Below are 22388 nucleotides of genomic sequence, written 5' to 3' on the forward strand. Positions count from 1 at the left end.
GAGCGGAACGCATGACGCGACATGTCGATGTCCTGATCGTCGGCGCCGGGCTCTCCGGTATCGGGGTGGCGAGCCACCTGGTGCGCGAGGGGGCAGGCCGCAGCTTCCTGATCCTGGAGCGGCGCGCCGCCATCGGCGGCACCTGGGACCTCTTCCGGTACCCGGGCATCCGCTCGGACTCGGACATGTACACCTTCGGCTACGGCTTCCGCCCCTGGAACGGCACCAAGGTGCTGGCCGACGGGCCGAACATCCGCAGCTACATCTCCGACACCGCGCGCGAGCACGGCATCACCGAGCACATCCGATTCGGCCGGAAGGTGGTGGCCGCGCGCTGGTCGAGCACGGAGGCGCGGTGGACGGTGGAGGCGGTGGACGAGGCGACCGGCGCGGTCGAGGCCGTCACCGCGAACTTCCTGGCAGGCGCCACCGGCTACTACGACTACGACCGCGGCTTCCGCCCGCACTTCCCCGGGGAGGAGCGGTTCACCGGCCGCTTCGTGCACCCGCAGCACTGGCCGGAGGAGCTCGACGTGGCGGGCAGGCGGGTGGTGGTGATCGGCAGCGGCGCCACCGCCATCACGCTGGTGCCCGCGCTGGCCGCGCGCGGCGCGCGGGTGACCATGCTGCAGCGCTCGCCCACCTACATCACGGCGCTGCCCGCCGACGACCCGGTGGCGGTCGCCCTGAAGAAGGCGCGAGTGCCGGACCGGATCGCCTACCGGGCCGGGCGGGCCCGCAATATCGCGCTGCAGCGCGCGAGCTACCGGCTCTCCCGCCGCAGCCCGGCGCTGGCGAAGAAACTGCTGCTCGCGGCGGTGCGCGCACAGGTGGGCAAGGACCTGGACATGAGGCACTTCACGCCGAGCTACGACCCGTGGGACCAGCGGCTCTGCGTGGTCCCGAACGGCGACCTGTTCCGCGTGCTGCGCACCGGCGAGGCGGAGATCGTCACCGACCGGATCGAGACCTTCACCCCGACCGGCATCCGGCTCGCCTCCGGGGCGGAGCTCGCGGCCGACATCGTGGTGACCGCGACCGGGCTCACCGTGCAGATGCTCGGCGGCGCCGCGCTCGAGGTGGACGGCGAGCCGGTGACGGTGCGCGACCGCGTGGTCTACAAGGGCGCCATGCTGGACGGCGTGCCGAACTTCGTCATGGTGCTCGGCTACACCAACGCCTCCTGGACGCTCAAGGCCGACCTGGCCGCCGAGTACTTCTGCCGCGTGCTCGGCCACATGGACGAGCACGGCTACCGGACCGTGGTGCCGGTGGCGCGGGAGGGCGACCGCTCGCCGCACTCGATCATGGGCGCCGCGCTGACCTCCGGTTACATCTCGCGCGGCGACGCGGTGATGCCGCGCCAGGGAACGCGCGGGCCGTGGAAGGTGATCAACGACTACTTCCGGGATCGGGCGTTCCTGCGCACCGGGCCGGTGGACGACGGGGTGCTGGAGTTCAGCCGGGTGCAGGCGGTGCGCCGCGCGAAGGCGCCGGTGAGCTGAGCCGGGACCGCGCCGGCGAGGGGTCGGTGCGGGCGCCCGCGTCTCCCGGGACACACTGTCCCCATGCGCGTGGTGGTGGCGAACAGGGGCGAAATCGCGGTCCGGATCCTGCGGACCGCGCGGGACCGCGGCTACGAGACCGTGGTGCTGCACACCGCGGCGGAGCGGGGCGGGCTGCCGGTGCGGCTGGCGGACCGAGCGGTCGAGCTGCCGGGGAGCGGGGCAGCCGGGTACCTGGACATCGCTGCGGTGACCGCGGCCGCGGCCACCGCAGGGCCGGGGGCGCTGGTGCACCCGGGGTACGGATTCCTCAGTGAGAACGCCGAATTCGCGGCTTCCTGCGCGGCGGCCGGGCTGACCTTCGTCGGCCCGGCGCCCGCTGCGCTGCGCACCTTCGGGGCCAAGCCGGCGGCGCGTGCTGCGGCCGCCGCGGCCGGGGTTCCGGTGTTGCCCGCCACCGAGGCCGGGGCCGACGTGGACGAGGTGGCGCGGTTTCTCGCGGGGCACCCCGGCGGGGTGATGCTCAAGGCGGTCGCCGGGGGTGGCGGGCGCGGGATGCGGGTGGTGCGCGCGGCCGACGAGATCGCCGAGGCGTACGCGCGGTGCGCGGCCGAGGCCGCGGCGGGGTTCGGCGACGGCACGCTGTACGCGGAGGCGCTGCTGAGCGCGGTCAGGCACATCGAGGTGCAGGTGATCGGCGACGGTGCGCGGGCCGCCGCGCTGGGGGAGCGGGACTGTTCGGTGCAGCGGCAGCGGCAGAAGCTGGTCGAGATGGCGCCCGCGATCCTGCCCGACGGGCTGCGGGCTCGGCTGCACGCCGACGCGGTGCGGGTGGCGGAGGGGTGCCTGGGTGTGCTCACCGTCGAGTTCCTGGTGGCGGGGGAGGAGCACTACTTTCTCGAGGTGAATCCGCGGTTGCAGGTGGAGCACACCGTCACCGAGGAGGTACTGGGGGTCGATCTGGTCGGGGTGCAGTTCGACCTGGCGCTGGGGGCGAAGCTGGACGAGCTGGAGCTGCCGGAGCGGGCGCGCGGGTTCGCGGTGCAGGCGCGGGTCAACGCGGAGAGGATCACCGCGGACGGGGCGGTGCTGCCCGGGACCGGAGTGCTCGAGCAGTTCGCGCCGCCGACCGGCGCCGGGGTCCGGGTGGATACCGCCGCCGGGCCGGGGCAGCGGGTCGAGGCCGCGTTCGATCCGCTGCTCGCGAAGGTGATCGCGCGCGGGGCGACCAGGGACGCGGCGCTGCGGCGCTGCGCCGACGCGCTCGGCGAGACGGTGATCGCCGGGCCGGACACGAATCTCGCGCTGCTGCGCGCCGTCCTCGCCCGGCTCGCCGGGGGCGAGCCGGTGGACACCGGCTGGTTCGAGCGGAATCTCGCCGGACTGCTCGCCGAAGCGGGGGAGCACGGGGAAGCTCGCGCGGACACCGTCACCCCGCCCCGCGAGGGCGCGGCGGCGGCCGAGTTCGCCTACGCCACCGACCTCTTCGACGCGCCGGGGCCGGCCCCCGGGGACGACACCCCGGCCCTCCGTTCCCCGATGGTCGGCACCGTCGTCTCCCTCGCCGACCCGGGCACCATCGTCGGGCCCGGCGGCGAACTCGCGGTGCTCGAGGCGATGAAGATGCAGCACGTCCTGCGCGCCGAGACCGCCGTGCGGATCACCGAGCTGCGCACCGCGCCGGGCGCGGTCGTCGACCGGGGAACCCCGCTGCTCACCTGGACCCCCGAGTCCACCGTCGACCAGCACACCGAGAGCACCGAACTCGACCTCGACACCATCCGCCCCGACCTCGCCGAGGTCAACGCCAGACAGCACCGCACCACCGACGCCGCCCGCCCCGACGCCGTCGCCAAGCGCCGCCGGCTGAACCGCCGCACCGCGCGCGAGAACATCGCCGACCTCGTCGACCCGGACAGCTTCGTCGAGTACGGCGCCCTCGCCGTAGCCGCCCAGCGCCTCCGCCGCAGCGCCGAGGAGCTCATCGCGAACACCCCGGCCGACGGCCTGATCGCCGGCCTCGCCACCGTCAACGCCGACCGCTACGGCGCCGAGCGCACCGCGGCGGTGGTGCTCTCCTACGACTACACCGTGTTCGCGGGCACCCAGGGCATGCGCAACCACGCCAAGACCGACCGCATGCTGCACCTGGCCGCCGAGCGGAGCCTGCCGGTGGTGTTCTTCACCGAGGGCGGCGGCGGCAGGCCGGGCGACACCGACCACGGCGGCATCTCCGGCCTCGACGTCACCACCTTCCACGCCATGGGCGCGCTCTCCGGGAAGGTGCCGCTGATCGGCATCGTCTCCGGCCGCTGCTTCGCGGGCAATGCCGCGCTGCTCGGCATGTGCGACGTGGTGATCGCGACCCCGGACGCCAATATCGGCATGGGCGGCCCGGCCATGATCGAGGGCGGCGGGCTCGGCGTGTGCACCCCGGAGGAGATCGGGCCGGTCTCGGTGCAGCGCCGCAACGGGGTGGTGCACCTGGTCGCCGCGGACGAGGCCGAGGCGGTACGGCTGGCGCGGCGCTACCTCGCCTACTTCCAGGGCGCCGACCCCGAGTGGGTGGCGCCCGACCCGCGGCTCGCCAGGCACGTGGTGCCGGAGAACCGGCTGCGCGCCTTCGACATCCGCGCGGTGCTGGATTCGGTGGCCGATGTCGGCTCCGTGCTGGAGTTGCGCCGGGACTGGGCGCCGGGCGTGCTCACCGCGCTCGCCCGGTTCGACGGCGTCCCCTTCGGCGTGATCGCCAACGACTGCACGCACCTCGGCGGCGCCATCGACGCACCCGAAGCCGACAAACTCTCGATGTTCCTGCGGCTGTGCCAGGCGCACCGGCTGCCGATCGTCTCGCTCTGCGACACCCCCGGCTTCATGGTCGGGCCGGAGGCGGAGAAGCAGGCGACCGTCACCCGGTTCAGCAGGCTGTTCGTCGACGCCGCCGCGCTCACCGTCCCGTTCGGCACCGTCATCGTGCGCAAGGGGTACGGGCTGGGGGCGCAGGCGATGGCGGCGGGGTCGTTCCGCTCGCCGCGGTTCGTGATCGCCTGGCCGACCGGCGAGATCGGCGGCATGGGGCTGGAGGGCGCGGTCCGCCTTGGCTTCGCCAAGGAGCTGGCCGCGCTCGCGGACCCGGAGCAGCGCCGTCGGGCGTACGAGAATCTGGTCGCCGCCGCCTACGAGCACGGCAGGGCCCTCACCGCCGCCACGGTCCTCGAACTGGACGACGTCATCGACCCGGCCGACACCCGCCGCTGGATCCGCACCCTGCGCTGACCGGCGCGGCCTGCGGAACTCGCGCGACTACTTCTGCCAGGGTTGTCCGTGTGCGGGGATCGGCTCCGACGTCCCTGACGAGGCGGCACCACCGGGGCGCCGCACGATCGAGGAGAACGCCGTGAAGTACATGATCCTGAGCTACGCCTCGCAGCGCGACTACGACGAGATGGTCGGCAGGAGCGACGGCGCCGCGCCGGAGTGGTCACCGGAGGATTTCGCGAACATGGCCCAGTTCATGGGCGCCTTCAACGAGCGGCTGTCCGCATCCGGCGAGCTGGTGGAGACCCGCGGCCTGCTCGACCCGGCCCGCACCAGGCGGGTGGCGGCCGGGCCGAGCCCGGTGGTCACCGACGGCCCGTACGCGGAGACCGAGGAGGTGCTGGCCGGGTACTGGATCGTCGAGTGCGCGAGCTTCGACCGCGCCACCGCCATCGCCGCCGAACTGAACGATTGCCCCGCGCCGGAGGCCGCGCGGGCCCGCGCCTACGCCGACGTCAGGCCGATCGCGGAAGACCACGCCGAACTCGGCTGATGTCCGCTCCGGAACCGGTGGGTGACCTGCTGCGCCGGTGCGCGCCGCAGGTCCTCACCGCCCTGGTCCGCCGCTACGGCCACTTCGACGCCGCCGAGGACGCGGTGCAGGAGGCGCTGCTCGCCGCCGTCGTCGCCTGGCCGGAGTCCGGGGTGCCGGACGACCCGCGCGCCTGGCTCGTCGCGGTCGCCGCGCGCAAACTCATCGACGCGCTGCGCAGCGACTCCGCCAGGGCGCGGCGCGAGGAGCTGCTCTCGCTCCGGACCGGGGCCGCGGCCGGGCAGGCGGTGCGCGACACCGACGACACCCTCGAGCTGCTCTTCCTCTGCTGCCACCCGGCGCTCACCCCGGCCGACCGGATCGCCCTCACCCTGCGCGCCGTCGGCGGCCTCACCACCGCCGAGATCGCCCGCGCGTTCCTGGTCGCCGAGGCGACCATGGGCAAGCGCATCACCAGGGCCAAGCGGAAGATCGCGGGCATCGGCCTCGCCCCGCTCGCCCCGGCCGAGCAGCCGGAGCGGCTCGCGGCGGTGCTGCACGTGCTCTACCTGATCTTCACCGAGGGGTACGCCGCCACCGCGGGCCCCGCGCTGCACCGCACCGAGCTGAGCGCCGAGGCGATCCGGCTGGCCCGGCTGCTGCACCGCCTGCTGCCGGACGAGGCCGAGGTCACCGGGGTGCTGGCGCTCATGCTGCTCACCGACGCCAGGCGCGCCGCCCGCACCGGCCCCGGCGGGGAACCGGTGCCGATGGCCGAGCAGGACCGCACCCGCTGGGACGCCGCCGCCATCGCCGAGGGCACCGCGCTGATCACCGCCGCGCTGCCGACCGGCATTCCCGGCCCCTACCAGCTGCAGGCCGCCATCGCGGCGCTGCACGACGAGGCGCCGAGCGACGCCGCCACCGACTGGCCACAGATCGAACTCCTCTACCGCGAGCTGCGCGCCAGGGCGGACAATCCGGTCACCGCGCTGAACCACGCCGTCGCGGTCGCCATGGCGCGCGGCCCCGCGACGGCACTCCCGCTGGTGCTCGCCTGCGCGGCCGATCCGCGGTTGGCGAGCGATCATCGACCGGACACGGTATTGGGCCATCTCTACGAGCGGCTCGGCCGCCGCGCGGAGGCAGGCGCCGCCTTCCGCCGGGCGGCCGCGCTGGCCCGCACCCTGCCCCGTGAGCGATACCTGCTGGCCCGGGCCGCGCGGCTGGCCGAATCGGGCGAATAGGACCCGAAACGGCCGAAAACCCGGGACCGAGTACCTATCGGCATCCACTGCGGTTATGGCCTGTCACAGAGATGTCTCCGACGTCTATCGGGGCCCTTCGAGCCGTTGATACATTGCGCCAACCCATCGACCACACGGCATCATCGAGGACGCAACCTATGCTCGAACCGGTTAATTTCCGCGGCACCACCAGCGTGCAGGTGCTCATCCGGTTGGCCGAGGAACGCGGTATGCCCGCGACCGAGACCCTGGAAGGCACCGGCCTGCGCCCGCTCGCGGCGCTGGAAGCCGCGACGCCGGTCTCGGTCGCGCACGAACTGCGGATCGTCGCCAACGTCGTCTCCCGCTTCGGCCGCGAGCCGGGGCTCGGCATCGAGGCCGCGCGGCGGCGCCGGGTGCCGCTCTTCGGACCGTGGGGGCTCGCCCTGCTCGGCAGCCGCTCGCTGCGCGAGATCGTCGCGGTGACCAGGTACCTGGACCGCACGGTCAGCTCCACCGCGCTCAGCCTGGAGACCGACGAGCGCGAGGCGCGCATCGTCTTCGACCCGTCGATCACCTCACCGGTGGTCCGCGCCTTCCTGGCCGAGCGCTACCTGGCCGGGGTGCCCGCGGTGAGCCGGGCGCTCTTCGACCACGTCATCCCGGTCCGCCGGGTGACCTTCCGGCACCCGGGCCCGCGCGACACCGTTCGCTACCGCCGCACCTTCGGCGTCGAGCCGGTCTTCGGGGCGGGCGTCGACTCGCTGGTCTTCGACCGCGCGCACCTGGACATGCCGCTGCCCCGCCCGCACGACTGGGCCCGCGGGCTCTGCGAGCAGCTCTGCCGCGAACTGCTGAACCGGCGCCGGGTGCGCACCGGCGTCGCGGGCACCGTGCGCGACCTGCTGATCCGCGACCCCGCGCGGCTGCCGGACCAGACCGCGGTGGCAGGCGCGCTCTTCATGAGCCCGCGCACCCTCTCGCGCAGGCTGAACGAGGAGGGCACCTCCTTCCGGGCGCTGCTCGACGAGGTCCGCGAGGTGGTCGCCGACGAGCTGCTCGCGCACACCCCGATGACCACCGAGCACCTCGCCACCCGGCTCGGCTACTCCGAGGCCGCCTCCTTCATCCGGGCCTTCCGGCGCTGGAAGGGCTGCCCGCCGCAGGAGTTCCGGGCCCGGCTGGAGCGGCCGTCCCCGCGGCTCGCCGTCGCGGGCTGATCCGCCCGGGTCACCCCGGCCGGGAAGTCGCCCTGCGCGGCGCGGACCGGTTCCTGCCGTACTATCGCGAGCGACCGGCCGGGGAGACGAAGGAGGACGGTGTGGACCCTCGTCCACTGCCAGCTGAGGCAGCCGCGGATGTCGCGGGCACACCACCAGCCCCGCCCGCGCGCCGCAGGGTCGCGCTGCCGCCGGAGAACGCCCCGGCCACGCCGGTGGAAGAGCTGGATTCCGACGGCAATCCGGTGCGCTCCGACGCCGATCGGTTCGCCGCGGATCTCGGCGCCGTCGCGGTGATCACCGACCGCGGCATCACGCACGCGCGCAACGACGACGCGGTCTCCGCCGCGGTCGTGGAGGATCCGGCCACCGGCCGCCCGCTGGCCACCGTGATCGTGGTGAGCGACGGCGTCTCCAGCTCCGACGATCCGCAGGCCGCCTCCGGCGCCGCGGTGCGGGCCGGGCTGGAGGCCACCGTCGCGGTGCTGGAGGCCGGTGGCTCGGCCGCCGAGGCGGTGCCCGCCGGGCTGGAGGCGGCCGCGGCCGCGGTGCGCGCGGTCGGCGCCGACGTGGAGAACGCGCCGTCCTGCACCTTCGTCTCCGCGGTCGTGCACGCCGACGGGCCGGACGCGGTGCTGATCACCGTCGCCAACGTCGGTGACAGCCGGGCGTACTGGCTGCGCGCCGGGGTCGCGCCGAACAGCGCCGCGGTCGCCACCCAGCCGGAGCTCACCATCGTCACCGACGGCGGCGCCGCGCACGCGGTGCCCTCGCAGCGGCTCACCGTCGACGACTCCTGGGCGCAGGCCCTCGTCGACGCGGGCGCCATGGACGAGCAGGCCGCCATGCGCGACCCGCGCGCGCACACCCTGCTGCGCTGGCTCGGCGCCGACACCTCGCCGAAGCCGTGGGCCGACGACTGCGTTCGCACGCTCCGCACCCGCGGGCCCGGTGTGCTGCTGCTCTGCAGTGACGGGCTCTGGAACTACATCTCCGACCCGGAGGCGCTGGCCGCGCCCGCCACCGGCGCCGCGCCCGCCGACGCCGCGCGCGAACTCGTCGAGTTCGCGCTGCGCTGCGGCGGAAACGACAACATCACCGTCGCCCTGGCACCGGTCGCGGGCTGAATCACGCTGCCGCGCTGTGGTGCGGCCGCGGTGCTGTGTCGCCGCTTCGCGCGGTCCCGGACCGGCAGCGGTCAGGCGCGGGCGGGGAGCGGTCAGACGTGTTCGGCCGGTGCCGCGGCGGGGAGCGGGGTCAGGTCACTGGTGGCGGGCCCTTCGAGCAGGGTTCCGTCGGCGGCGAAGCGCGAACCGTGCAGCGGGCAGTCCCAGGACTTCTCGGCGTCGTTCCAGCGCACGATGCCGTACAGGTGCGGGCAGACCGCCGAGACCCGCTGCGTCGCACCACCGGTGGTGCAGACCGCGACGGGCCGCACCCCCCGGTGCTCCACCCGCCCCTCGCCCTCGGCGGGCGGCTGTTCGGAACCACCGCGCAGCGTACGCAGCCACCCGGCGGTCAGTTGCGCCCCGACCTCGGCGTTCGCCTTGGCCGCCGCGGGCAGCGCCTTCACCTCGTCGCGCCGCCAGCTGTCCAGCGCCGCAGCCCATTCCGGCACGCCACCGGAGATCCGGCCCGCGATCGCCAGCGCGGCGGCGACCCCGTTTGTCAGCCCCCACTTGGCGTAGCCGGTGCCGGTCAGGATGCGATCGTCCCCGGGGAGCAGCGGCCCGGCGTAGGGCAGCTCGGCGACCGGCAGGTAGTCCTGGGCCGACCAGGTGTGCAGCGGCACCGCGCCGGGGTACCAGCGCCCGGTCCAGTCGATCAGGTCGTCCACCGCGGCCTGCTCGGAGCCGGTCCGCCCGACCGGGTGGCCGTTGCCGCCGACCAGCAGCAGGTCGCCGCGCGCGCTCGGGGTGTAGCGCAGGGAGCGGGTCGGCTGGCCGGCGCTGAGGAACATGTCCCTGGTGATCGGGCCGTCGACCCGGAAGGCCGCCAGGTAGGAGCGCTGCGCCGTGAGCCGGGCGAAGAAGCCGCCGCGGTCCAGGATCGGGATGCCGGTGGCCAGCACCACGGTGCCCGCCACCACCGAACCGTGCTCGGTCTCGACCACCGTCTCGCCGTCGGCCCGGTGCACCCCGCGCACCCTGGTGTTCTCGAAGATCGGCGCGGCGGCCGCCTCCACGTCCACCGCCAGCGCGGCGAGCAGCTCCATCGGGTCGAGCTGCACCTGCCCGGCCAGCCGGACGGCGGCGCGCGCCGGGAACGGGACGTCGGGATCGTCGATCAGCTCGGTCGGCAACCCCGCCTCCCGCGCGACGGCGTGCTCGGCGGTGACCATGTCCACCTCGGCGCCGGTCGGCGCGTAGGTGTGCGCGGTGCGGTGCTCGATCCCGACCCCGGCGCTCGCGCAGTACGCGGTGACCCAGTCCAGCGCCGCGGAATTGGCGGCGACGTACTGCCGCACCGTCTCCGGCGAGTGCTTGCGCGCGATCTGCTGCAGCCGGGTGCCCTGCAGCAGGCTCACCTTGCCGGTGGTGCCGCCCGTCGTGCCCGCGCCCACCCGGCCTGCCTCCAGCACCGCGACGCTCGCCCCGGCGCGGGCGAGCACCAGCGCGGTGACCAGACCGGTGAGCCCGGCGCCGACCACCACCGTGTCGAAGCGCAGCCCGGGGGTCAGCCGGAGCCGGGCGGGCGTACGGGTTTCCTGCAACCACAAGGACGTCATGGTCGCGAGATAGCCGATGCGGCCGAATCCAACCGTCCTGATTCGGGCCGGCATCCCCGGGTAAGCGATCGATGTCCGCCGAAGAAGTCGATATGTCGGAGGTTGAAGTTCATGACCGAAAACAAGAGTGGACCCCGCGAGGGAATCGAGGGCGCCGTCGAAGGTGCCAAGGGTGCCGTCAAGGAAGCCGCGGGCTCCCTCGTCGGGCACAACGACCTGCGTGACGAGGGACGGGCCCAGCAGGACAAGGCCGCCTCGCAGCGGGAAGCCGCCGAGAAGGAGGCCGCCGCGGAGAAGTCGCGCGCGGAGGCCGATCTCGACGAGCAGAAGCAGAAGGCGTATCAGCAGGGGCGGTAGTTCCGCTGAGCGTGTCGAGCGGGCGCCGGGTCGGACCCGGCGCCCGCTCTCGCGTCCGCGACCCCCTACCTGGGGGCGAGGATCCCACCGAGATCAGCCTCGCGGATGGGTGTCGCGGCATTCGCCTGCGCCCGGCACATGAGGTCGATCGCCCCGATGGCGGCATCGACGGTCGTCGCCTCGGGCGCCGAACCGCGATCGTCCTCCAGGTACTTGGTGACGGTCGTCCGCTTGTCCTCGGTGGACTGCGCGATGTAGTCGTTGCACGGCGTGTCCCCGCCGCGATTCACCGCCTCCTCCACCTGGTCGCAGCCTGCGCCGCCGAGCACCGCCGCGGTGACGATGAACGCGATGCCCGCGATCCGGGGCAGCCGGTGCCGAATACTGGTGTGCCGCATTGTGTCCTCGCGAGGGTCAGTTGCCGAAGCCGACGAGGCCGGATGCCAGGTCGGAGATGCCGAGCGCGTCGAGCGCCCGCTGCCGGACGTCGGGGCAGGTCTTGTCGGTGATGGTGTCCACCACCGAGCGGTCCCGCACCACGATGTCGTTGAGCCCGCCGTTGCGGGCCGCCCAGCCCTGCACGGTGGTGTTGTAGGAGAGCCTGGCGCCGGTGCCGCCCTGCGACGCCCACCCCTCGATCTCGGGGGCGAGCGTGTCGCAGAGGTCGCGTTCGGCGCTCGCGGTGATGGTGTCGGTGTCCGGCACCTCCGCGGTCGTGCCGTCGGCCGGCGGCGGGAAGGTGAGCGTGATGGAGCCGCCGCCGGTCGCGGTGGCCGGTATCGGGTCGACATCGGGGCCGTCGCCGGAGCAGCCGGTGAGCAGCAGCGCACCGGCTGCCGCGAGCGAGCACAGGTGGAGCGAACGCATGGAGCGGCGTCCCGTCAGTGCCCGCCGGGATCGGACAGGCTGCGCCCCTCCAGGGCCTTCACCCGCCGATGCTCCAGGACGATCAGGGCCGCGCCGACAACGAGGCAGACGCCGCAGGCGATGCCCGCGATGATCGCCCAGCCCTCGAAGCCGTAGCCGGCGGCGACCAGGGTCAGCCCGACCAGCACGATGCCGAGAGCGACCAGGATCATCCCCGGCCAGTTCCGCGCGTCCTCCAGCGCTTCGCCCGCGTGCTGCCGGGTGGTGCGCGAGTCGTCCGGGAAGCTGTGCCCGGAAACCGGAACTTCCCGCCTCTCGCCGGGTGTGTTCGGGGCGCTCATATCGAGGTCCTTTCTGCCACGTCGAATGGGGGCTCTTCGGTCATACCCGGCGCCATCGCGGTCAATCGTGCGAGCCGCCGCACTCCCCGTTAACCGCGCGGGCCGGCGGGGTACCCGCCGGATATGCCGAAGACGAACGCCAAGGGCGAGGCGAAGAAGTCGGAGCTTCCCAGCACCGTGCGGCGCTCCCCGGCGAAGGCGCAGCGCACCTTCGCCGAGGCGCACGACTCCGCACTGGAGACCTACGACGGCGACGAATCGCGCGCGTACCGGGTCGGGTACAGCGCGCTGAAGCACAGTTACGAGAAGGTGGGTGACCACTGGGAGGCCAAGGAGCAGCGCGGCCCGTCGGACGAGCGCGCCGAGCGCGGCGGGCTGAACACCGGCGGCGAGACCGCTGAGGGCGTGAACGCCAACGCCACCAAGAAGCACCTGCTGGAGGTGGCGGGGCGGCTGGAGATCACCGGCCGCTGGCGGATGCGCAAGGACGAACTGGTCGAGGCCATCCAGCGGGCGAACCGGCGGGCCACCGCGGCGGCGCGGAAGTAGCGCCGTCGCGGAGCGGGACGGTCTAGAACTGCAGGACCACCGTGGTCACCGCGGCGATCAGGAACACCGCGACCAGCAGTACCCCGGCGATGATGGCGACGATGCCGGGGATCGGGAAGTGATGCCTGGTGGCCGGCTCGGAGGCGGAGAGCCCCGAGGTCTGCGGGGTGTCCGGCGGGGTGTCGCCCGGCCGCACCCCGCCGCCGGGCTCCAGGCCGGGGACGCGGGCCGGATCAGGATCCATCGATGCCATGAGTGCTCCTATTCGGGGTTGCCGGGGTTGCCGGTATTGCGCGCGGTGCCGGGACGCTGCCCGCGGCGCTTGCGCACCAGCAGCACGGCGCCGACGATCAGCGCGATCGCGAGTATCACCAGGAGTTCCATGCGGCGCGGCTACCCGCCGCCCGCGCGCCGAATCCGGCGGGTAACGAGCGGCTACGTTCCGCGGACACGGGCGCGGAGCACGTGCCATGCTTGGCCCCTGGTCGAGTTCACGGCCGTGATCACCGCTCCCCACCGGGAGGTCGCTCATGTCCGCAGTAGGTGTCCCGCCCCGTCGGCGACGCTGGGAGCCTCGGGTACACCGGATGGCCGACTGCGTGGTGGTGCGGGTCGAGGGTGAACTCGACGCCGCCGGATACCCCGAGTTCAGCTCGGTGCTGGAGCGCGCGGTGCGCACCGGTGGGCGCTGCGTCGTCGTCGACCTGCGGCCGACCCGGTTCCTCAGTATCCGCGCGGCGACCATGCTCGGGTCGGTCAAGCAGCGCACCTCGGGCAGCGGATCGGAGCTCCGGCTGGTGGCGGGCCGGGCGGACGTGGAGCGGGCGCTCGAAGTCACCGGGGTGCGGCCGCTGTTCCGCTCCTACAGCTCCATGCGGGACGCGCTGGCGGGCTGAACCGCGCCGGTCGGCGGAGGTATTGCCGATAATTGCCTGGTGACGGATTGCAGGCCGGTACCGCCCGCGGCGGCGGCGGTGGATCGGGTGATCGGCGGGGGCGCGCGGCAGCACGTCGGCAGCTTCCGGTTCTGGTTCGAGACCCAGGCGTGGGAGTGGTCCGACGAGGTCGCGGCGATGCACGGCTACCCGCCCGGCACCCCGGCGCCGGACACCGAGCGGCTGCTCGCACACAAGCACCCGGACGACCGCGAACAGGTCGCCGACCGGCTGGCCAGGTCCATCGCGCACGGCGAGCCGTTCTGCAGCAGCCACCGGATCGTCGACACCGGGGGTGAGGTGCACCACGTCATCGTGGTGGCCGACCGCGTCACCGGAGCCGACGGCGCGGTGCTCGGCACCGCCGGCTACTACGTCGACGTCACCGGCACCCTCGCCGTGCACCGCCGCGAGACGCTGGACGAGCAGCTGCCCGAGCTCTATGCCTCCCGCGCGGTGATCGAGCAGGCCAAGGGCGCGCTCATGCTGGTCTACGGGGTGAGCCCGGAGCAGGCGTTCCGGGTACTGAGCTGGCGGTCCCAGGAGACCAACGTCAAACTGCGCACGCTGGCGACCCGGCTGATCGCCGACTTCGGCACGCTGTCCCCGTTCTCCGCGGGCGCGCGCAGCCGCTTCGACCACCTGCTGCTCACCGCGCACGAGCGCGTCGAGGAGGAGTGACCGACGGTTTCGCCGAGGTGGCACCGGGTAAGCGGTCGGTGATCACCGGGTGGCGGGGTGCGGGCGGTGTGCGGCCCGCACCGCCACCCGGTGTCCCTATACGTGTACGTGGACCGAGGCCGGAGCGGGATGCCGGCAACGGTCCGGTAGCGTGGCCGCTCGGTCGGCCTCGAGAACAAGGTGGTGGTGGGCAATGGGGGAAAAGACTCCCCGATCCTCGACGGATACGACGACGATCGGGGTGCGCGTCCCGGCATCGCTCGAGCAGCTGACCATGCTGCGCGCGCTCGCCGAGACGGTGGCCCTCATCGCTGATTTCGCCATCGACGAGGTCACCGACATCCGGCTCGCGCTGGACGAGGTGGCCACCTCGCTGATCATGGACGCGGTTCCCGGCTCCGACCTGGACTGCGAGTTCAGCTACGAGGCGGGCCGGATGTTCGTCCGGGTACGGGCCACCGCGGCCGCAGAGGGCGGCATCGGCGAGTCCGGCTTCGGCTGGCACATCGTGCGCACCCTCACCGAATCCATCTCGTCGGCGCAGGCGCCGTTCGACAGCGCGCGCTCCGGCTACCCGACCGAGGTCGATTTCACCTGGGTCCGCAGCGCCGATGGCGGCTGAGCCGGGTTCCGGCCGGAGATCCGGCGGCGGCTACGAGAACACCGAGCCGCTCTTCGAAGAGATCGCGGCGCTCGGCCCCGAGGCGGAGCCGCGCCGCCAGGCGCTGCGCGCGCAGCTCATCGCGACCTGCCTGCCACTGGCCGAGCACATCGCGCGCAAGTTCGCCGGTCGCGGAGAGAACTTCGACGACCTGCTGCAGGTGGCGCGGCTCGGGCTGGTCCAGGCGGTCGATCGCTACGACGTGAGCCGCGGCTCCTCCTTCCTCTCCTTCGCGGTGCCGACCGTCATGGGCGAGGTGCGCAGGCATTTCCGCGACAACACCTGGTCGGTGCGGGTGCCGCGGCGCACCAAGGAGATTCAGCTGAGCATCGGTGGCACCGTCGAGGGGCTCTCGCAGCGGCTCGGGCGGATGCCGCGGGCGCGGGAGATCGCCGACGAGCTCGGGGTCGACGTCGTCGAGGTGACGCAGGCGCTGATCGCGGGCAATGCGTATCAGTCCCAGTCGCTCGATGCCGTTGCCGCCGAAGGGGATTCGGACAATGCCCCGCTACCGCTGCTGGCCAGGCTCGGCGCCGAGGAGCCCTCGTACCACCTGATCGAGGACTATATGGCGGTGCGGCCGTTGATCGAGAAGCTGCCGGAGCGGGAGCGCACGGTGCTGGTCATGCGGTTCTTCGAGAACCGGACGCAGTCGCAGATCGCCGAGCAGCTGGGGGTTTCGCAGATGCACGTCTCGCGGATTCTCGCCAAGACGCTCGCCGGGTTGCGGGACGAGGCGCTCGGGGACTGAGCCCGCGAGCGCCTCGCGCGGCCTCACACGGGGTTCGGCGGCGCGGGGGCCGGTGCCGGGCCGGGGACCGGGGGCAGCGGGCTCGGAATCGGGGCGGGGCCCGGTGGTGCCGGAGCCGGGATCGGGTCGGGGGCGGGAATCGGGTCCGGCGCGGGAATCGGCGGGACCGGCGCGGGGTCGGGGACCGGGTCGGGCGCGGGGACCGGCGGGACGGGATCATGCCCCGGCCCCGGCGGGGCGGGGTCGGGGCCGGGCGGTGTCGGGTCGGATCCGGTGGGGCCCTGCGGGAACGAGCTCACGGCGACGTCCTCCTCACTGACCGGGCGCGCGGCCCGGACTCGATGCACCCCGGTTGGCTACCCGGTCCGGACCGGCCGAATCGGCGCACCGTCCGGGATCGCCGGTTTGCTCGCCGATCGGCTCGGGTATCGGGAGCGGGTAGGGAGAGCGGCCCCCGGCGCCCGCCGGGTGCGCACCCAGCGAGGAGCTCAGCCATGGCCGATCGACGTTTGCCGGGAACCCGCACCCCGGCCGACCGCCCGCAGCAGATCACCTCCCCCGAGCAGCGTCAGGAGCGGCCGGGACGCACCATGATCACCACCGACCACCGGGTGATCCGCTCCTGGGCCGAGCGCCGCGGCGCCCGTCCCGCCACTATGCCGGGCAGCGTCCTCGACGGCGTGCTCGGCGTGCTGCGCTTCGACTTCCCCGGCTACGGCGGCGCCGTCCTGCAGCCCGTCGGCTGGGACGAGTGGTTCGCCACCTTCGACGCACGCGGCCTGACCTTCCGCTTCCAGGAGCAGCGCCCGGACGGCAGCACGAGCAACTTCAACCGCCTCGAGCACCCGGTCCCCGGGCTCCGGTGACGCCCGCCGGCGGGCACATCCCTCCGCTCGTTCCTCGGTCCTGGCCGCAGTCCCACCCGGGCGAGGATCGGTGCTACGCGGCGGAAGGGAGGAGCCGGGGGAGGACCGCGGCGCCCGCGGTGGCCGCGACCGCCGACCCGGTGGCGATGGTCCAGCCGATCGGGCCGAGCGGGGTGCAGCCGAAGTAGTGGCAGAGGCCGGGCGTCATGACGATGGCGCCGAGCACCGCGCCGCTGGCGGCGGTGGTCACCCAGACCATCGGGCTGCGCCGCCCGGAGATCAGCGTCTGCCCCAGCTGGGTGCCGATCAGCGCGACCAGCCCGATGGTCGCCGCGCGCTGCTCGGAGGCGAGCACCCGCCCGGTGGTCCAGGCGACCGCCGCCCCCGTCGCGGTGACCGCGCCGCGCAGCGCCAGCGTGCGGAGCAGGTCGTCGCCGAGGTCGGCGGGCGGGATCTCGGCCAGCTGCGCCGCCCGCTTCGCGACGACCGCGGCTGCGTCGGCGTCCGCCTCCGGCCCCGCCTCCGCGTTGCTCGGGGAGAGCGCGAGCGCCAGCGCCGGGAACATGTCGGTGAGCATGTTGACCAGCAGGAACTGCCTGGTCCCGAGCGGCGCGCGCCCGTTCACCGCGGTCCCGTACGCGGTGAACGCCACCTCGCCGGCGTTCCCGCCGACCAGCACCCCGACCGCGTCGGTGACCCGCTGCCACATGCCGCGCCCCTCCACCAGCGCGTGCAGCAGCGCGGTCGGATCCGGATCGGTGAGCACCAGGTCGGCGGCGTTGCGCGCGGCCGCCGAGCCGTGCGCGGCGAGCCCGATCCCGACGTCGGCGGTGCGAATCGCGGCGGCGTCGTTGGCGCCGTCGCCGGTCATCCCGACCACGTGCCCCGCGCGCCGCAGCGCGGCCACGATCCGCACCTTCTGCTCCGGGTTGACCCGCGCGAACACCGTGCTGCGCTCGATCAGCTCGCGCTGCTCGGGCCCGGCCAGCCGGTCCAGGTCGGCGCCGGTCGCCACCTCGTGCACCGCGATGCCGAGCTGCTCGGCCACCGCGACCGCCGTCACCGGGTGGTCGCCGGTGATCATCCGCACGCTGATCCCGTTGTCCTGCAACGCCCGCACCAGCGGCACCGTCTGCGGCCGCGGCGTGTCGGCGAGCCCGACGAAGCCGAGCAGCGTGAGCTCGCCGATCGCCCCCTCCACGTCGTCCGGCCGGTCCGCCAGGTCGCGCCTGGCCACCACCAGCACCCGCAGCCCCCGCTCGGCGAGCTCGTGCACCGCGCGCTGCGCCCGCTCGCGCACCTCGTCGGTGAGCTCGGCGGCGCCGTCGGCGGTGCGCAGCTTCGCGCAGCGCGGCAGCACCACCTCGGGTGCGCCCTTCACCACCAGCCGCAGCCGGCGCGAGGTCTTGCCGAGCGCGGCGGCGTAGCCGCGGTTGGATTCGAAGGGGATCTCGTCGATCGGGTCCCAGCGGTGCGCCTCGTCGCCGAGCACTTCGGCGGCAGCGTCCAGCACCGCGCGGTCGGTGGCGTGCAGCACCGGGCCGTCGGCCGGGTCGGGGCAGGCCCGCGCGGCCGCGCGCAGCAGCCGCCGCGCGTCGTCGGTATCGGCGTCGGAGTCCCACCGCCCCTCCAGGTCGGCCAGCATGACCAGCCGAAGCCTGCCCTCGGTGAGCGTGCCGGTCTTGTCGAAGCAGAGCGTGTCCACCCGGCCGAGCGCCTCCACCGTCCGGCTGGCCCGGACGAGCACGCCGTAGCGGGAGAGCCGCCGCGCCGCCGCCAGCTGCGCCACCGTCGCGACCAGCGGCAGCCCCTCCGGCACCGCCGAGACCGCCACCGCGACCCCGTCCGAGACCGCCGCGCGCAGCGTGTTGCCGCGCACCCCGCCGAGCAGCGCGACCAGCCCGCCGCCCGCGAGGGTGAACGGCAGCGCCCGGTCGGTGAGCTTGCGCAGCTGCGCCTGCACCCCGGCCTTCTCCGGCGGCACCGCGCCCGCGGTGGCCCGGCCGGCCTGGGTGTCGTCGCCGGTCGCGACCACGACGGCCAGCGCGGAGCCGTTCACCACCGTTGTCCCCTCGAAGACCATGCAGGAGCGGTCGGCGGGGGCGGCGCCGGGCGTCGGCTCGACCCGCTTCTCCACCGTCACCGACTCCCCGGTCAGCCCGGACTCGTCGAGCTCGAGGTCGTCGGTCCACAGCAGCCTGGCGTCCGCTGGCACCACCTCGCCCGCGCGCACCAGGATCAGATCGCCGACGGTGAGCAGCTCGGCGCGCACCTCGTCGGTCGCCGGGTCACGTTCCGCGCGCTCCGCGCGCGCCACCAGGTAGCCGGTGAGCTGCTCGTTCTCCATCAGGTGGTGTAGCGCGCGCTCGGCCCGCTGCCGCTGCCGCGCGGAGATCACCGCGTTCACCCCGAGCACCGAGGAGAGCAGCACCGCGTCGCCGGGTGAGCCGAGGATGGCGGTGGCGATGGCGCCGACGCCGAGGATCGGGGTCAGTGGGTCGTCCAGTTCGCGGCGCAGGTGCCCGGCGAAGGCGAAGGCGGGCGCGAGCCGGGCCCGCACCGGGCTGTCGGACGGCGTCAGGGCGATGCGGTCGGCCACCGCGGGCGGCTCCGGGAGCCGGCGCAGCGCCTCGTCGGGTTGCAGCGCGTGCCAGGGCAGCAGCGGCGCGGGGGCGCTGCGCGGCTCGACCCGCACCGCCCGCCAGCCGGTGATCGCGCCGTTCAGCAGCCCCGCGCAGTGCGCGGCCAGCATCGGAGTCCCGTGCGCGCCGCGACCGGGGGAGACGGCGAGCACCAGCCCGCCGAGCGTGGCCGCCGACAGCGCGAGTGCGCGGCCGCGCTCGCTGACCTCGCGCGCGGGGGCCACCGTTGCCAGCACCCGCTGCACCTGGTCGAGATCCCGGCACACCAGGTCGGCGCCCCACGGCACCTGCGGCATGCCGACATCGGCGCCGAGCAGCCCGATGCCGACATCCGCCCAGGCCAGCGCCTTGTGCGCGCGCGGGCTCAGCACCGCGACGGTGCGGCCGTCCGCCTGCAGGTCGTGCACCAGCGTGCTGAAGGAGACCGTGCCCGGCACGAACTCGTCCACCAGCGACCGCAGCTCGGCGGCGTCCTGCCCCGCGGCGAGCACCACCCGCAGCCCGGCCGCGCGGGCCGCGGTGAGCACGCCGTGCGCCCGCCGGTCGATCTCCCGGCCGACCAGTACCCGGCCGATCACCCGCTCGCCCTCGCGCAGCTCGCGCCGCACCGGACGCATGGTCGGCCCGCGGTCGGCGGTGCCGGAGTCCGGGTGCACCAGCCGCGGCCGCCCCTTCGCCGCCCGGCGGCCGTGCTCGGCGGGGGCGTCCCAGAGCAGCCGCTGCGCCGCGCTCCACACCTGCTCGGCGGAGTCCGCGTCCCCCGCCTCGGCCGCCAGGACGACGCGGCGGTCGGTGAGCAACGCCTCGCCGTCGATCAGCAGGGTGTCGAGCCGGTCCAGCCTGCGCAGCGCGCCGGGGTGCAGGGTGAGCACCCCGGCCCTGGCCAGCAGGGTGGAGACGGTGGTGCTGAAGGCTTCGCGGCTGGTCCGCGCCGCCTTGGGTGCGCCGAGCGCGAGCGCGTCCGCGGTGTCACCGAACCGGCCGCCTGCCACGAGCGCGGCCGCACCGGCGAGTGAGCCGCCCGCCGTCTCGTCGGCCACCCGCTCGACCGGCCCGCGCGGCAGCGGCACCGGGCGGTCATGGCCGGGCAGCGGATCGGTGACGCCGTCGGACTCGTGGTGCAGCTCGGCCTCCCAGACCCGCCAGCGCTGGTGCCTGGCCACCGCCTCGGTCAGCACGAGGGCCCGCTGCGCGGTGTCGACCAGCAGGTTCGGCACCCCGTCGGCGCCGCTCTCGCCGAGCGCCGTTCCCAGCGCGTTGGCCAGCGTGAGCAGCAGATCCGCGCGCGGCCTGCCGAGCCGCTCCTCCAGCACCCGGCGCACCCGGGGCTGGGTGTCGGCCAGCGCGGCCAGCGAGCGCAGCGCGCGCACCGGCGCCTGCAGCGGCAGCAGCGCGGTGGTGCCGGAGGCGGCGAGCGCGGCCAGATCGCCGAGCACGCCGATGGCGGCCGCGAGCAGCGGCTCCCGGTCACCGGGGTGCTCGTCGCTGCGGCTCCAGTCCAGCTCGGCGACCTCGGTGAACTCCTCCACCCGCTCGATCGCCGCGATCAGCTCCGGCAGGTCGCCCGCGCCATCGGTGAGTGCGACGACCACCCGCCCGGTCACCGCGTTCACCCGGTACCAGTCGACCCCGTCGACCCGGCCCAGCTGCTTCTCCAGTGCGCGCAGCACCGCCGGGTGCTTGCCGCTGCCGAGCCCGCGCACCTCGACCGTCGCGCGGTCCCCGGTCACCGCCACCCGGCGCTGATGCCGGTCGGTGCGCGGGTCGACCAGCGCGGCGAGGTCGGCGCGCAGGGCGTGCTCCGGCCCGCCGTCCAGCAGCTCACCGGCCGCCCGCGCGCCGGTCTCCAGCGCGTTCATCGGCGCCTCCGCGATCCGGGTGCTCGCCGCCGCCGCGAGCAGGACTCCCGTCCGAGCGACTCCCACCAGCACCGAGGCCGGGGCCTCCACCCACCACGACGACAGCACTCCGCGCACAGACACAGCCATGGGAGGCGGCTACCCGAGGTGATTTGTCCGAAACGGCGCCCGATGCGCCCCAGACCGGGTGGTCTCCGTCACGAAATCGCAGTGGCGCCGGTCACACTTCCGTGTCGCGCGCGGCTCCGGTGTCACTCACTGCGGGCACGTCCGCGCCGGGCCGCCCGCGTCGCCGCCGGGTTCGGCGTTACCCCAGGGCGTCGGGGGTTTCCCGGGGCTCGCCGTTGAGGGTCGGACGGGGTCCGTCAGCCCCCTGAACGGCGGTGTCCGGCTCGCATACCTACTACCGAACTCAGTAGATGTGCGCTCGTCCCAGTGTTACGAACTGTTTACTGTCGAAGGGGGCCGGGTAACCGAACAGCAGCCGGGCGGACCGAAGCTCCCGCCACGGAGGTAATGCTCGAAGCGCGGGAGAGCGCCGGGGCCGGGGATGCGATTCTCCTCGTCACGGCGGTTCCGTGCCTGTCGGCAGAGGAATGGTAGTGAGCGCGAATCTGATGATCGTCGAGGACGACACCCGGGTGCGGGACGCACTGCGCCTGGCCATGGAGGACGAGGGCTACAGCGTCGCCGAGGCCGGGGAAGTGGGCCACGTGCTCGACCAACTGCGTACCAACGGCGTACCAGATCTCCTGATCGTCGACCTGATGGCGGACGAGACCGACGGCTTCGACTGCATCCGCGCGATCCGCAGGGACCACGACGTCCCGATCATCGTGGTCGGTGCCCGCGACGGCGCCAACGACGTGGTGGCCGCGCTCGAAGCCGGTGCGGACGACTTCCTGGCCAAGCCGTTCGAGATCAGGGAGATGACGGCCCGCATGCGCGCGCTGCGCCGCCGGGCCGGGTTCGCCGCCGAGCGCTCCGGTGCCGGGGAACTGGTGCTCGACGCCGACCCCGGGCAGCCGCTGGTGCTCGCGCCCGCCGCGGGCGCCGTGCGCAGGGGGAACGAGGAGCTGCACCTGACGCTCACCGAGTTCCGGTTGCTCTGCGAACTCGCCGAGACCCCGGGGCGGGTGCTGAGCAGACAGACGTTGCTGGAGAATGTCTGGGAGCGCGGATTCTTCGGTGACGAGCGGATCGTGGACGTTCACATGCGGAGACTGCGCACCAAGATCGAGCGCGATCCCTCCGTTCCCAGGATCGTTGTCACCGTGCGTGGCCTCGGCTACCGGCTGGATCTTCAGCACTGATCGGCACAGTTCGCCATCTGCGGCGGCACGCGACCGTCAACAACTCGACCGGTTCAGCTCGAAGTTTCTTCGCAAGCCTGGACGAGTACCCGAACCC

21 protein-coding genes are annotated in these 22388 nt (G+C 74.1%); 14 read left to right on the plus strand and 7 right to left on the minus strand.

From position 1 onward, the window contains the following. Nucleotides 1-11: 11 nt before the first annotated feature. The 6 genes from ACFO0B_RS05365 (at nt 12) to ACFO0B_RS05390 (ending at nt 8868) form a co-directional block, all read left to right on the plus strand. Nucleotides 12-1505, plus strand: coding sequence for a flavin-containing monooxygenase (locus ACFO0B_RS05365; protein ID WP_378611169.1), 1494 nt, complete (start codon nt 12-14; stop codon nt 1503-1505). A 63-nt stretch (nt 1506-1568) separates the two neighbouring features. Continuing rightward, nucleotides 1569-4781: an acetyl-CoA carboxylase family protein gene (locus tag ACFO0B_RS05370; RefSeq protein ID WP_378611170.1), complete on the plus strand. Its 3213-nt coding sequence runs from the start codon at nt 1569-1571 to the stop codon at nt 4779-4781. Nucleotides 4782-4911: 130 nt separating this feature from the next. After that, nucleotides 4912-5316, plus strand: a complete 405-nt coding sequence (locus tag ACFO0B_RS05375) for a YciI family protein (protein WP_378611376.1) — start codon at nt 4912-4914, stop codon at nt 5314-5316. Next, entirely contained in the window at nt 5316-6542 is a 1227-nt protein-coding gene (locus tag ACFO0B_RS05380) for an RNA polymerase sigma factor (protein ID WP_378611171.1), read from the plus strand. The genes ACFO0B_RS05375 and ACFO0B_RS05380 overlap by 1 nt, the downstream gene beginning before the upstream one ends. Before the next feature lie 158 nt (nt 6543-6700). Next, nucleotides 6701-7741 (plus strand): AraC family transcriptional regulator, encoded by a 1041-nt coding sequence (locus ACFO0B_RS05385; protein WP_378611172.1) that lies wholly within the window; start codon nt 6701-6703, stop codon nt 7739-7741. 101 nt (nt 7742-7842) lie between these two features. After that, nucleotides 7843-8868: a PP2C family protein-serine/threonine phosphatase gene (locus ACFO0B_RS05390; RefSeq protein ID WP_378611173.1), complete on the plus strand. Its 1026-nt coding sequence runs from the start codon at nt 7843-7845 to the stop codon at nt 8866-8868. A gap of 92 nt (nt 8869-8960) precedes the next feature. On the opposite strand, the gene ACFO0B_RS05395 is transcribed toward ACFO0B_RS05390, so the two are convergent. Further along, nucleotides 8961-10469, minus strand: coding sequence for an FAD-dependent oxidoreductase (locus tag ACFO0B_RS05395; RefSeq protein WP_378611174.1), 1509 nt, complete (start codon nt 10467-10469; stop codon nt 8961-8963). A gap of 111 nt (nt 10470-10580) precedes the next feature. On the opposite strand from ACFO0B_RS05395, the gene mbp1 reads away from it, so the two are divergent. Then, on the plus strand, nt 10581-10826 hold the full coding sequence (mbp1, locus tag ACFO0B_RS05400) for a microaggregate-binding protein 1 (RefSeq protein WP_378611175.1): 246 nt from the start codon (nt 10581-10583) through the stop codon (nt 10824-10826). A gap of 65 nt (nt 10827-10891) precedes the next feature. Here the strand turns inward: mbp1 and ACFO0B_RS05405 are convergent, their stop codons facing one another. Genes ACFO0B_RS05405 through ACFO0B_RS05415 form a run of 3 tightly spaced genes read right to left on the minus strand, consistent with a single transcriptional unit; the run spans nt 10892 to nt 12034 of the window. Beyond that, nucleotides 10892-11224 (minus strand): hypothetical protein, encoded by a 333-nt coding sequence (locus ACFO0B_RS05405; protein ID WP_378611176.1) that lies wholly within the window; start codon nt 11222-11224, stop codon nt 10892-10894. Nucleotides 11225-11240: 16 nt separating this feature from the next. Beyond that, entirely contained in the window at nt 11241-11693 is a 453-nt protein-coding gene (locus ACFO0B_RS05410; RefSeq protein WP_378611177.1) for a hypothetical protein, read from the minus strand. 14 nt (nt 11694-11707) lie between these two features. Beyond that, nucleotides 11708-12034, minus strand: a complete 327-nt coding sequence (locus ACFO0B_RS05415) for a hypothetical protein (protein WP_378611178.1) — start codon at nt 12032-12034, stop codon at nt 11708-11710. A gap of 123 nt (nt 12035-12157) precedes the next feature. Between ACFO0B_RS05415 and ACFO0B_RS05420 the strand changes: the two genes are divergently transcribed. Then, nucleotides 12158-12583 (plus strand): ChaB family protein, encoded by a 426-nt coding sequence (locus tag ACFO0B_RS05420; RefSeq protein WP_378611179.1) that lies wholly within the window; start codon nt 12158-12160, stop codon nt 12581-12583. 22 nt (nt 12584-12605) lie between these two features. On the opposite strand, the gene ACFO0B_RS05425 is transcribed toward ACFO0B_RS05420, so the two are convergent. Both ACFO0B_RS05425 and ACFO0B_RS05430 read right to left on the minus strand, forming a co-directional pair. After that, complete coding sequence (locus ACFO0B_RS05425) at nt 12606-12836, minus strand: DUF6480 family protein (protein ID WP_378611180.1); 231 nt, start codon at nt 12834-12836, stop codon at nt 12606-12608. 8 nt (nt 12837-12844) lie between these two features. After that, nucleotides 12845-12967: a hypothetical protein gene (locus ACFO0B_RS05430; protein ID WP_378611181.1), complete on the minus strand. Its 123-nt coding sequence runs from the start codon at nt 12965-12967 to the stop codon at nt 12845-12847. 203 nt (nt 12968-13170) lie between these two features. Here ACFO0B_RS05430 and ACFO0B_RS05435 point away from each other — a divergent pair, with 203 nt between their 5' ends. The 5 genes from ACFO0B_RS05435 (at nt 13171) to ACFO0B_RS05455 (ending at nt 16477) form a co-directional block, all read left to right on the plus strand. Continuing rightward, nucleotides 13171-13479 carry an STAS domain-containing protein gene (locus ACFO0B_RS05435; protein ID WP_378611182.1) on the plus strand — a complete coding sequence of 103 codons (309 nt, stop codon included), beginning with the start codon at nt 13171-13173 and terminating at the stop codon, nt 13477-13479. Between the two features lie 39 nt (nt 13480-13518). Then, complete coding sequence (locus ACFO0B_RS05440; protein WP_378611183.1) at nt 13519-14199, plus strand: PAS and ANTAR domain-containing protein; 681 nt, start codon at nt 13519-13521, stop codon at nt 14197-14199. Nucleotides 14200-14392: 193 nt separating this feature from the next. Continuing rightward, on the plus strand, nt 14393-14821 hold the full coding sequence (locus ACFO0B_RS05445) for an ATP-binding protein (protein ID WP_378611184.1): 429 nt from the start codon (nt 14393-14395) through the stop codon (nt 14819-14821). Beyond that, complete coding sequence (locus ACFO0B_RS05450) at nt 14811-15611, plus strand: RNA polymerase sigma factor SigF (RefSeq protein ID WP_378611185.1); 801 nt, start codon at nt 14811-14813, stop codon at nt 15609-15611. The genes ACFO0B_RS05445 and ACFO0B_RS05450 overlap by 11 nt, the downstream gene beginning before the upstream one ends. 494 nt (nt 15612-16105) lie before the next feature. After that, on the plus strand, nt 16106-16477 hold the full coding sequence (locus tag ACFO0B_RS05455) for a hypothetical protein (RefSeq protein ID WP_378611186.1): 372 nt from the start codon (nt 16106-16108) through the stop codon (nt 16475-16477). Between the two features lie 73 nt (nt 16478-16550). Here the strand turns inward: ACFO0B_RS05455 and ACFO0B_RS05460 are convergent, their stop codons facing one another. Continuing rightward, nucleotides 16551-21107, minus strand: a complete 4557-nt coding sequence (locus ACFO0B_RS05460; protein WP_378611187.1) for an HAD-IC family P-type ATPase — start codon at nt 21105-21107, stop codon at nt 16551-16553. A 473-nt stretch (nt 21108-21580) separates the two neighbouring features. Here ACFO0B_RS05460 and ACFO0B_RS05465 point away from each other — a divergent pair, with 473 nt between their 5' ends. Further along, nucleotides 21581-22291, plus strand: a complete 711-nt coding sequence (locus tag ACFO0B_RS05465; protein ID WP_378611188.1) for a response regulator transcription factor — start codon at nt 21581-21583, stop codon at nt 22289-22291. Nucleotides 22292-22388 lie beyond the last annotated feature (97 nt).

Source organism: Nocardia jiangsuensis (genome assembly GCF_042650385.1).
GTDB lineage: Bacteria > Actinomycetota > Actinomycetes > Mycobacteriales > Mycobacteriaceae > Nocardia > Nocardia jiangsuensis.

Bases quoted from the DNA above. Each gene is read 5' to 3' on its own strand.
- ACFO0B_RS05365 (WP_378611169.1), top strand. From the start codon at position 12: ATGACGCGACATGTCGATGTCCTGATCGTCGGCGCCGGGCTCTCCGGT.
- ACFO0B_RS05370 (WP_378611170.1), top strand. From the start codon at position 1,569: ATGCGCGTGGTGGTGGCGAACAGGGGCGAAATCGCGGTCCGGATCCTG.
- ACFO0B_RS05375 (WP_378611376.1), top strand. From the start codon at position 4,912: ATGATCCTGAGCTACGCCTCGCAGCGCGACTACGACGAGATGGTCGGC.
- ACFO0B_RS05380 (WP_378611171.1), top strand. From the start codon at position 5,316: ATGTCCGCTCCGGAACCGGTGGGTGACCTGCTGCGCCGGTGCGCGCCG.
- ACFO0B_RS05385 (WP_378611172.1), top strand. From the start codon at position 6,701: ATGCTCGAACCGGTTAATTTCCGCGGCACCACCAGCGTGCAGGTGCTC.
- ACFO0B_RS05395 (WP_378611174.1), bottom strand. From the start codon at position 10,469: ATGACGTCCTTGTGGTTGCAGGAAACCCGTACGCCCGCCCGGCTCCGG.
- mbp1 (WP_378611175.1), top strand. From the start codon at position 10,581: ATGACCGAAAACAAGAGTGGACCCCGCGAGGGAATCGAGGGCGCCGTC.
- ACFO0B_RS05405 (WP_378611176.1), bottom strand. From the start codon at position 11,224: ATGCGGCACACCAGTATTCGGCACCGGCTGCCCCGGATCGCGGGCATC.
- ACFO0B_RS05410 (WP_378611177.1), bottom strand. From the start codon at position 11,693: ATGCGTTCGCTCCACCTGTGCTCGCTCGCGGCAGCCGGTGCGCTGCTG.
- ACFO0B_RS05415 (WP_378611178.1), bottom strand. From the start codon at position 12,034: ATGAGCGCCCCGAACACACCCGGCGAGAGGCGGGAAGTTCCGGTTTCC.
- ACFO0B_RS05420 (WP_378611179.1), top strand. From the start codon at position 12,158: ATGCCGAAGACGAACGCCAAGGGCGAGGCGAAGAAGTCGGAGCTTCCC.
- ACFO0B_RS05425 (WP_378611180.1), bottom strand. From the start codon at position 12,836: ATGGCATCGATGGATCCTGATCCGGCCCGCGTCCCCGGCCTGGAGCCC.
- ACFO0B_RS05430 (WP_378611181.1), bottom strand. From the start codon at position 12,967: ATGGAACTCCTGGTGATACTCGCGATCGCGCTGATCGTCGGCGCCGTG.
- ACFO0B_RS05435 (WP_378611182.1), top strand. From the start codon at position 13,171: ATGGCCGACTGCGTGGTGGTGCGGGTCGAGGGTGAACTCGACGCCGCC.
- ACFO0B_RS05445 (WP_378611184.1), top strand. From the start codon at position 14,393: ATGGGGGAAAAGACTCCCCGATCCTCGACGGATACGACGACGATCGGG.
- ACFO0B_RS05450 (WP_378611185.1), top strand. From the start codon at position 14,811: ATGGCGGCTGAGCCGGGTTCCGGCCGGAGATCCGGCGGCGGCTACGAG.
- ACFO0B_RS05455 (WP_378611186.1), top strand. From the start codon at position 16,106: ATGGCCGATCGACGTTTGCCGGGAACCCGCACCCCGGCCGACCGCCCG.
- ACFO0B_RS05460 (WP_378611187.1), bottom strand. From the start codon at position 21,107: ATGGCTGTGTCTGTGCGCGGAGTGCTGTCGTCGTGGTGGGTGGAGGCC.